Source organism: Arthrobacter sp. Y3224198, from assembly GCF_059090025.1.
In genome coordinates this window covers 127,259-134,272 of sequence record NZ_JBNHFG010000010.1, presented here as the reverse complement: position 1 = coordinate 134,272, position 7,014 = coordinate 127,259, and the positions used below count along the sequence as shown (strand labels likewise).

Annotated in this window: 6 protein-coding genes; 2 read left to right on the top strand and 4 right to left on the bottom strand. The window is 68.5% G+C overall.

Annotation, left to right across the window (positions count from 1 at the left end; translation table 11 throughout):
- The 3 genes from AC5RUF_RS08055 to AC5RUF_RS08045 all read right to left on the bottom strand — a co-directional run.
- A partial coding sequence (locus tag AC5RUF_RS08055; RefSeq protein ID WP_494130224.1) for a GntR family transcriptional regulator occupies positions 1 to 198 on the bottom strand: 198 nt, incomplete at its 3' end.
- Positions 199 to 207: 9 nt separating this feature from the next.
- Positions 208 to 2,169, bottom strand: a complete 1,962-nt coding sequence (locus AC5RUF_RS08050; protein ID WP_494130223.1) for an ABC transporter ATP-binding protein — start codon at positions 2,167 to 2,169, stop codon at positions 208 to 210.
- Complete coding sequence (locus AC5RUF_RS08045; protein WP_493997593.1) at positions 2,166 to 3,899, bottom strand: ABC transporter ATP-binding protein; 1,734 nt, start codon at positions 3,897 to 3,899, stop codon at positions 2,166 to 2,168. The genes AC5RUF_RS08050 and AC5RUF_RS08045 overlap by 4 nt, the downstream gene beginning before the upstream one ends.
- An 85-nt stretch (positions 3,900 to 3,984) precedes the next feature.
- Here AC5RUF_RS08045 and AC5RUF_RS08040 point away from each other — a divergent pair, with 85 nt between their 5' ends.
- Positions 3,985 to 4,623, top strand: a complete 639-nt coding sequence (locus AC5RUF_RS08040; protein ID WP_493997592.1) for an MBL fold metallo-hydrolase — start codon at positions 3,985 to 3,987, stop codon at positions 4,621 to 4,623.
- A gap of 90 nt (positions 4,624 to 4,713) precedes the next feature.
- Positions 4,714 to 6,171, top strand: a complete 1,458-nt coding sequence (locus AC5RUF_RS08035; protein WP_494130222.1) for an APC family permease — start codon at positions 4,714 to 4,716, stop codon at positions 6,169 to 6,171.
- Here AC5RUF_RS08035 and AC5RUF_RS08030 read toward each other — a convergent pair.
- On the bottom strand, positions 6,138 to 6,953 hold the full coding sequence (locus AC5RUF_RS08030) for a trans-aconitate 2-methyltransferase (protein WP_494130221.1): 816 nt from the start codon (positions 6,951 to 6,953) through the stop codon (positions 6,138 to 6,140). The genes AC5RUF_RS08035 and AC5RUF_RS08030 overlap by 34 nt on opposite strands.
- Positions 6,954 to 7,014 lie beyond the last annotated feature (61 nt).

The following is a 7,014-nucleotide window of genomic DNA, read 5'->3' as shown; positions in this document are numbered from 1 at the left end:
CTGCCCGGCGAGGGCGCGCACCGGCGGCAGGCGGGTGCCGACGGCGAGGCGTCCCTCGTTCGCGGCGTCCAGGATCTGGAGCCGCAGCTGTTCGTAGGGTGGAACGGAGCTGGCGGCGTCAATGCGGACCCACCGCAGGACCCCGGCGTCGCTGCCGGGGGCCGTGCGCTGCGTTTTGGTGCTGGGCTCGGAAGTCATGGTGCCATGCTAGTGCCCGCCGGGGCCTGCCGGGGCTGCGACGTCCTGCTCACCCGAGTCCGCGGGGCCCGCAAACTGGGAGCGGTACAGCTCGGAATAGAATCCCTCGGCCGCGAGCAGGGCGTCATGGGTGCCCTGCTCCACGATCCGCCCGTCGCGCACCACGAGGATGACGTCGGCGTCGCGGATGGTGGACAGCCGGTGCGCAATCACGAAACTGGTCCGGTCCTGCCGCAGCGCGTTCATGGCCAGCCGGATGCTGACCTCGGTGCGGGTGTCCACGGAGCTGGTGGCTTCATCCAGGACCAGGATCGAGGGGTTGGACAGCCAGGCCCTGGCGATGGTCAGCAGCTGGCGCTGGCCCTGGCTCAGCGCCCCGCCGTCGTAACCGAGCACGGTGTCATAGCCGTCCGGAAGCGACCGGACAAAGTGGTCCACGTGGGTGGCCTCCGCTGCGGCAATGATTTCCGCCTCGGTGGCGTCGGGGGCTCCGTAGGCCAGGTTCTCCCGGATGGTTCCTTCGAACAGCCACGCGTCCTGGAGCACCATGCCGATGTGGCTGCGCAGCTCCTCGCGGTTGAGGCGGGCAATGTCGGTCCCGTCGACGGTGATCCGGCCGGCGTCGACGTCGTAGAACCGCATCAGCAGGTTGACCAGGGTGGTTTTGCCGGCGCCGGTGGGTCCGACTATTGCCACGGTCCGGCCCGGCTCGGCCACGAAGGACAGGTTGCGGATCAGCGGGGCATCGGGGCTGTAACTGAAGGAAACATCCTCGAAGGCCACCCGTCCCCTTACGTTGTGCAGGTGCTCCGGCCGGTCCGGGTCCGGCTCCTGCTCCCGGGCGTCGAGCAGGGTGAAGACGCGCTCAGCCGAGGCAACCCCTGACTGGAGCATGTTGATCAGGCCGCCGAGCTGGCCGAGCGGCTGGCTGAACTGCCGGCTGTACTGGACAAAAGCCTGCACTCCCCCGATGCTCAGCTGGCCGCCGGCCACCTGCAGTCCGCCCACCACCGCGACGGCCACGTAGTTCAGGTTCGAGATGAACATCATGGCGGGCATGATGATGCCCGAGACGAACTGTGCCCGGAAGGCCGAGCGGAACAGCCGGTTGTTTGCCGGGGCAAAGCCCTCGATCACCCGATCCTGCTGGCCGAAGGCCTTCACCACGTCCTGGCCGGTGAACATTTCCTCGATGTAGCCGTTGACCTCGCCGGTGGACTTCCACTGGGTCTTGAACTCCGCCTGCGAGCGCCGGGCGATGAGCACCGTCACCAGCGCCGAGATCGGAACCGTGATGACGGCGATCAATGCCAGCAGCGGGGAGATGGAGATCATCATGGCCAGCACCCCCACGATGGTCAGCACGGCGGTGATGATCTGTGTCAGGCTCTGGGACAGGGTCTGCGCCAGGTTGTCGATGTCATTGGTGACCCGGCTCAGCACGTCACCACGCGACTGCTGCTGGAAGTGCGCCATGGGCAGGCGGAACAGCTTTGCGTCCACATCGCGGCGCAGCCGGTACATGGCGTTCTGCACAATCCGTGCGGTGACCCTCGCCTGGAACCAGCCGAAGGCGAACGAGGCAAGGTAGATCGCCAGCACACCCAGGAGAATCCCGCCCAGCCGCCCGAAGTCCAGTCCCTGGCCGGGCACCACGTCCATGGCGGCGAGCATGTCCGCCAGTTCCCGCTCCCCCTGTTCCCGCAGTGCCTGTACCTGGGCGTCCTTCGGGATACCGGCGGGCAGGGTACGGCCGATGAAGCCGTCGAAAATGACGTTGGTGGCCTCGCCGAGGATGCGCGGGGCGGTGACGGCGAGCGCCACAGAGACGACGGCGGACACCACGACCGCTGCCACGCGCAGCCGGTCCGGTGCCATCAGGGACAGGATGCGGCGGACGCTTCCGCTGAAGTTCTCCGGCCTGGCAGCACCGGCAGCTCTCGGACGGCCGCGTCCTGCGGGCCCGCTCATGCGACTTCCTCCGCCGTAAGCTGCGACGCCACGATCTCCCGGTACGTTCCGGAGGATTCCATCAGCTCTGCGTGGGTTCCCTGTCCCACTATGCGCCCCTCTTCCAGCACGACGATCCGCGCCGCATCGGTAATGGTGTTCACCCGCTGGGCCACCACAATCACGGTCGCGTTGCGGGTTTGCGGTTTCAGCGCCGCGCGGAGCCGCGCATCGGTGGCGAAATCCAGGGCGGAGAAGCTGTCATCAAAGAGGTAGATGGACGGGCGGACCACCAGCGCCCGGGCAATGGCAAGCCGCTGGCGCTGTCCCCCGGAGAAGTTGGCCCCGCCCTGCTCCACCTGGCGGTCCAGTCCCTCCTCCCCGGCACGGACAAACTCCGCGGCCTGCGCCGTCTCCAGCGCGGCCCAGAGTTCCTCATCAGTGGCGTCCGGCTTCCCGAAGCGCAGGTTGGAGGCGATGGTGCCACTGAACAGGTACGCCCGCTGCGGGACCAGTCCGATTCCGCCGCGGAGCGAGGAGAGCGTTACGTCCGCCGTGTCCTGCCCGTCCACGGCAATGCGTCCCGATGTGGCATCCAGCAGGCGCGGCACCAGGTTCAGCAACGTACTCTTGCCTGCGCCCGTGGAACCGATGATCGCGGTGGTCTGGCCCGGCAGCGCCTCGAAGCTGATGTTGAACAGCACCGGGTCCTCGGCCCCGGGATAGCTGTACCCGACGTCGGTGAAGGTAAGCCGGCCGCCGTCGTACGCCAGGTCGCGTGCCCCCGGCGCGTCGGTGACCGAGGTGCGGGTATCCAGGACCTCGTAGATCCGTTCGGCGCATACGGCGGCGCGGGGCAGCATCATAATCATGAACATGGACATCATGACCGCCATGAGGATCTGCATGATGTAGGCGATAAAGGCCGTCAGGGCACCGATCTGCATCTGGCCGCCGTCTATGCGGAAGGCGCCGAACCAGATCACCGCCACGGTGGCGAGGTTGGCCACGAGCATGGCGGCGGGGAACAGCAGGGCAAGCAGCTGGCTGACCCGCAGCTGCGTGTCGGTGAGGTTGCTGTTGGCCCGGTCGAAGCGCCCTTCCTCCGAGCGCTCGCGGATAAAGGCCCGGATCACCGCAATGCCCATGATCTGCTCGCGCAGCACGGAGTTCACCCGGTCAATCTGCTTCTGGGCCCGGCGGAACAGGGGAACCAGCCGGCGCAGCACCAACCCGATCACCACAAACAGGGCCGGGAGGATCAGCAGCAGGATCCCGGAGAGCGGGATGTCCTGGTTCAGGGCAAGCAGGACCCCGCCCACCCCCATGATGGGCGCCGACACCATCATGGTGAATGTCATCAGCAGGGTCATTTGGACCTGCTGGACGTCATTGGTGGTGCGGGTGATCAGCGAGGGCGGACCAAACAGGCCCACTTCACGGGAGGAGAAGGTCTCCACGTTGCTGAACAGTGCGGCGCGGAGGTTCCGCCCGGCACTCATGGCCACGCGGGAGGCCAGATAGGTCGCGGCAATGGAACACACCACCTGCCCCGCCGTGACGGCGAGCATCCAGCGCCCGACGCCGAGAATCACGCCGGTGTCACCGGTCACCACCCCGCGGTCAATGATGTCCGCGTTCAGGGTGGGAAGGTACAAGGTGGCGGCGGTCTGCAGCAGTTGCAGGAGAACGACGGCGGCCACCGCGCCTTTGTAGGGGGCGAGGTTCTGCCGGACCAGCCTCAGGAGCATCCTTGCAACTTACGCCCGTCCGCGGGCGTAGACAATAGCCCCGCCGGCCCGGGGCCGGGACCCCCTCCCCGGCTAGACTGACCGGATGGAAGATCTGCAGAACATCACCATCCGCAGCGTGTCCGTCGGCACCATGGACAACAACGTCTACCTGCTCACCGGCAAGGAATCCGGTGCCCAGGTGCTTATTGACGCGGCCGACGATTTCCCGGCCATCGAACACCTGCTGGCGGAGGGAGCCGCCGACGCCGCGGTGCCGGCCCGGCTGGAGCTGGTCATCACCACGCACAGCCACTGGGACCATGTGCGGGCGCTCGCGCCCACCGTTGCCGCAACGGGTGCCCGGACCGCGGCGGGAACCGAGGACATTCCCGACATTGAGGTGCCCACCGTGGTGGCCCTGAAGCACGGGGATGTCCGCCGTTTCCCCGATTTCGAGCTGGAAGCCATCAAGCTGCGCGGGCACACACCCGGCTCCGTGGCGCTGCTCTACCGGGACCCGGCCGGGCCGGCGCACCTGTTCACCGGGGATTCACTGTTCCCGGGAGGCGTCGGGAACACGCAGAAGGACCCGGAGCGGTTCGCGTCCCTGTGGAACGACGTATTCGAACGTATCTTCGAATACTTGCCCGACGACACCGTTGTGCATCCCGGTCACGGCGCCGGCACCACCCTCGGGGCGGAACGGCCGCACCTGCAGGAATGGAAGCAGCGCGGCTGGTAGCCGTCCGGTGCCGCGGCCGTTGACCCGGTTCCGCTGACGGTCCTACGCTCCTCGAGGGGGCCTTGCCGGACCGACTGGGAGCGTGCAGCCATGGCCAATCCACCGTCCTCCGATCCGCCGTCCCCCGGTGCACCGCACCCCGGTGCCGCCGCGCCCCGCGCGCCCGGGCAGATCGGCCTGATGGCCTGTGTGGCCTTCGGAGTCGGCACCACGGTGGGTGGCGGGGTGTTCACCCTCTCCGGCACGGCCGTCAACCTCGCGGGACCGGCTGCCGCGCTCAGCTACGTCCTTGCCGGTGTGGTCATGTTCCTGTGTGCACTGTCCTTCATAGTGGTCTCCACACGGGCACGGGACGGGGAATCCGGGTACGCACCCGTGGGGACCATCCTCGGGCCGTTCTGGCGGTTCGTGGTGATGTGGGCCTTCTACCTCAACGGCGCCACCATCATTGCCTATCTGGTCACCTCTTTCGGCGACTATTTCAGTGAATACTTCCTGCCCGCTTCCGGCGTCCTGGCGCTTGCCCTCGCCGCCACCGTGCTGGTGACGGCGCTGAACCTGGGTCCGACGTCGGTGGTCGCCCGGGCCGAGACATGGATTGTCGGCATCAAGCTGGCACTGCTGGTGCTGTTCGCCGCGTGGGGCCTGGCCGAACTGCGGCCCTCGGACCTGGACCGGCCGCTGCCCTCCGGAACCGGCGGGGTGTTCTCCGCTGCGGCGCTCCTGTTCACCGCCTACACCGGCTTCAACGTGATCACGAACATGGCCGGGTCGGTGAAGAACCCGCGCAAGACCGTCCCGCGGGCCATCATGCTCACCATCCTGGTTTCCGCGGTGGTCTACCTGGGCACGGTGCTGGCCATGACCGCCAGCGGCATCACCTCCTTCTCCGCCACCGGCGTCTCCCAGGCCGCGGAAACCGTCATGGGCCGCTGGGGCGGGCTGCTGGTGGCGTTTGCCGCCTGCCTGTCCACCCTCTCCGGAGCCAACGCCAATGTCCTCGGCGCCTCGGAGATCATGCTGCGGATGGTGGCCCGCGGCGACGTCCCGCCGGCCCTGGGGCGGCATACCGGCCACGGCCACCCCTACGTCAGCGTGCTGCTGCTGGGTGCCATCACCGTGTTGCTGGTTCTCCTGCGCGACACCACCTTTGTGGTGTCGGTGGCCAACGTGGCCGCGATCATTGCCATGATCGTGGTCAGTGTCGCAGCGGCTGTGCTGGGCTTCCGGAAATGGCCCGGGGAGGGTGCGCGGCTGCCGCTGGGGCCGGTGATCCCCGTGCTGGCCGTGCTGGCGGCGGGCAGCCAGCTGCCGTCCCTGGCCCCGTCCGCCCTGGTCACCGGCTTCTTCCTGACGGGCTTCGGCGCCGCACTGTACTTTTCCCGCCTGTATACGCGCGGCGGGGCCGGAACGCAGGGGCACGCCAACGCGCAGATCGACACGCTCAACACGCCCCTGATGAAGGCGGCGCGGACCGGGAGCGGGACAGTGCCGGGTGCGGGCCGTGCCCGGAGCTACCGCAGCCGCCGGGTTCCGCCCGAGACCTGAGCAGTGTCCGGTTTCCGGGCGACCATAAACAGCCGGCGGAACGGAAGCACCGTCCCCCAGGGCCGGCGCGGATAGGCCTCGCGCAGCAGCTGTGCATACCGGCCCTCGAACCGGGCATAGTCCTCCGGGGCCAGGGCCGCGATCACCGGGCGCAGCGCCGTGCTGCGCACCCAGTCCAGCACCGCATCCTCTCCGGGCAGGACCTGCTGGTAACTGGTCTCCCACACATCGGCGGCCAGGCCCGCGTCAGCGAAAAGCCCCAGATAACCAACCGGCTCATCCACGGCACCGGCATGGCGGAGCACATCGCCCAGCTGTGCAGCCCACTCGGCGCTCGCCGCCAGCTCCCGCATCAGCACGTGGGAAGGGGCGGTGAAGTTGCCCGGCACCTGCACCGCCAGCCAGGCGCCGTCGTCGAGCTGCCTGGACCACCGGCGCAGCAGGTCCCGGTGCTCCGGCACCCACTGCAGTGCGGCGTTGGAGACCACCACGTCAGTGCCGGGGGCAGGCTCCCAGTCCTCAATCCGTCCGGGTACGAAGTCCAGGTTGGGCGGTGCCCCCTCCAGGCCGCGGGCCTGGTCAATCATGTCGGGCGAGGAGTCCACGCCCGTGACCTGCGCGTCCGGCCAGCGGGCGGCGAGCGCTGCCGTGAGGGTGCCCGTACCGCAGCCGAGATCCACCACCCGCCGCGGCGCCCGGGCCCCGATCCGGGCAGTGAGGTCGAAGAACGGCCGGTCGCGGTGCGAGGAGAACTGCGCGTACTTTTCCGGGTCCCATTTCATGCGGCCGATCCTACCGGCGCCTCCGGCCGGGCCCGCGCTCCTTCGCGCACGGCGCGGACCG